2 protein-coding genes and 1 pseudogene are annotated in these 2,451 nt (G+C 72.8%); 1 reads left to right on the plus strand and 2 read right to left on the minus strand.

What is annotated here, in order from left to right:
* Window positions 1-865 (minus strand): annotated as a pseudogene (locus EBH09_RS38700) (lytic murein transglycosylase); the annotation flags it as partial.
* A gap of 252 nt (window positions 866-1,117) precedes the next feature.
* Between EBH09_RS38700 and EBH09_RS08795 the strand changes: the two are divergent.
* Window positions 1,118-1,972, plus strand: a complete 855-nt coding sequence (locus EBH09_RS08795; protein ID WP_121746478.1) for a DUF4184 family protein — start codon at window positions 1,118-1,120, stop codon at window positions 1,970-1,972.
* On the opposite strand, the gene EBH09_RS08800 is transcribed toward EBH09_RS08795, so the two are convergent.
* On the minus strand, window positions 1,920-2,240 hold the full coding sequence (locus EBH09_RS08800) for a hypothetical protein (protein WP_238697242.1): 321 nt from the start codon (window positions 2,238-2,240) through the stop codon (window positions 1,920-1,922). The two genes, EBH09_RS08795 and EBH09_RS08800, sit on opposite strands and share 53 nt — an antisense overlap.
* Window positions 2,241-2,451 lie beyond the last annotated feature (211 nt).

The following is a 2,451-nucleotide window of genomic DNA, read 5'->3' on the forward strand; positions in this document are numbered from 1 at the left end:
CGGGCGTGGGGTCGGGCCCGCTCAGGCCGGTGTCGTCGTCGCTGCGGCCGACGGGCAGGGTGCCGGTGCCGTCCGGGATCTCGTGGGTGCCCTTGCGGTAGTGCTCCAGCCAGGACAGGACCGTGTGCAGGTAGTCCTGCGAGTTGTTGTAGCTGAGGATCGCCCGGTTGAGGTCGGCCTGGACGGAAAGGTCCCAGCCGTTGCGGCACAGGTAGTGGCCGGCGGAGAGGGCGGCGTCGTAGATGTTGTTGGGGTCCTCCTTGCCGTCGGCGTTGCCGTCGCGGCCCGCCCAGGCCCAGGTGGAGGGGATGAACTGCATGGGACCGACGGCGTTGTCGTAGCTGCTGTTGCCGTCGTGGACGCCGTTGTCGGTGTCCTTGATGAGCGCGAAGCCGTTGCCGTCGAGCTGCGGGCCGATGATGGGGCTGAGGGTGGTGCCGTCGGCGGTGACGCGACCACCGCGTGCCTGGCCCGACTCCACCTTGCCGATGGCGGCGAGGAGTTGCCACGGCAGGTTGCAGCCGGGCTTGGACTGGCGCAGCGCCGACTCGGCCTTCTTGTAGGCGTCGAGGACCGTCGCGGGAATGCCCGCCTCGGACGGGCCCCGGGAGGCGGGGGTCCCGATGGTCGGGGCGGGGCTCGGGCTGTCGAGCGGCGGCAGATCCGTGTAGTACGGCGAGTTGCCGGTGGCGCTCTCCTCGGAGGACGTGTCGGACGTCGGCACCTTGTCGGCGGTGGTCCGTCTGCCGTGGGCGTCGGCCGTCACGTCGGGAGCCTGGGACGCGGACAGGGCCGCGACCGCGACCGCTGCGACGGTGGTGGTGACCGCCGCCTTGCGGAGCCTCCTGTCGAAATGCGCCGCCATAGAGTGACCCCTCCCGTGGACGCCCGCGCGTCCGTCTCCGTCTGTCTTCACCGGTCTTCGGCCGTCGTGCTCGCCCGTGGTACCCGCCCTGTTGTGACGATCGGTCCGGGTCGACGGTTGCACCGCAACTTCTCCCGCGCGGTGTTCGTCCGTTCGACCAGTACGGTGCCGCAGGCGACCCTACGACAACTTGCTTTGCACGGGCACCCGTTCGTGCCCGATATTCACCAGTTGGCCATATCAGGAGTTCTCTTGCCGTTCACCCTCAGTCATGCGGTCGCCGTGCTGCCCGCGGTACGGAGCGACGGTACCGGTCGCGGGCCGCTGGTGCCCGCAGTGCTGGTGGCGGGTTCCTTCTCGCCCGACTTGACCTACTACGCGGCGAGTTTCCTGTCCGGGGCGATGGAGTTCGGGGACGTCACGCACTCCTTCCCGGGCGTCTTCACGGTCGACGTGATCATCGCCTGGGTGCTGGTGGCGGTGTGGCTGCTGGTCCGCGAGCCGCTGGTGGCCCTGCTGCCGCGGGCCGGGCAGGGCCGCGCGGCCACCCTGCTGCGCTGCGGGGCGCCACGCGCGCGCGTACGGCCGCCCCTCGTGGCACGGTGGTACGTGTCGGCGGTGCTGGGGGCGCTGACGCATGTGGTGTGGGACGCGTTCACCCACCTCGACCGCTGGGGGATGCGGGTTTTCCCGGTGCTGGGCCGGGAGATGGCGGGCTCGCCGCTCTACTGGTACCTGCAGTACGGCGGTTCCGCGGTGGCAGCGGTCGTGATCGCCGTGTTCCTGGCGCGCGCGCTGCGCCGGACACCCCGGGCCGAGCCGCTCGGCGTCCCGGTCCTCTCGGTACGGGACCGCTGGTGGGCCGGGGCGGTGCTGGGCGGCTGTGCGGTGGTCGGAGCCGTGCAGCGGGCGACCCGGTGGTGGGACTACTGGGGAGCCACCGCGAAGCCCTGGGAGCTGATCCCGACGGTGTGCTTCGGGGCGGGCGCGGGGCTCGTCCCGGGCTTGCTGCTGTACGCCGTGGGGGTCAGGGCGTGGCGTCCGGCTCCGGTCCTCAGTAGTTCGGCCGGCGTCGGTAGGGGGCCGAGCCGCCGGATCCCGCGCTGAGGGTGTCGGCGCTCGCGACGAACACGGTGACGGTCTGTGCGGGACGTGACCGCGGCAGCAGGGTGAGGGCCAGCGCCAGGTAGCCGCGGGTCAGGTCGGCCCACAGACGCCAGGCGGGCGTCTCGCGCGGGGTCGCGGCGGCCGGGCCCCGGTGGACGAGTCTGCGGCGGAGGTCCGCCGCGGTGCGCCGCAGGGCCGTCGCGAGGGTGGCGGGGATGCGGCCGGTACTCGCGCCGGGCGCGACGACCGGGACCGGTGGGAGTGGCACGCGGGCGGGTCCGTCTGTGCTTGCCCGTGCCGGTGCCGTCCGGTGGTGGAGCATGCGTATACCCATGCCCGCATCCTCACGGAGGACGAAGGCGGGGGCGTTTCCGCGAGGGCCACCTGAGTGACGGGCCCTGCGGGGCGGGCGCAGGTGCGCGGGCGTGGGCCGGGCGGGGCGTCGTCGCTGCCCGCCCGTACGCACGACCACGACCCAC

The sequence above is a fragment of the Streptomyces sp. E2N166 genome, assembly GCF_003671715.1.
Classification (GTDB): Bacteria; Actinomycetota; Actinomycetes; order Streptomycetales; family Streptomycetaceae; genus Streptomyces; species Streptomyces thinghirensis.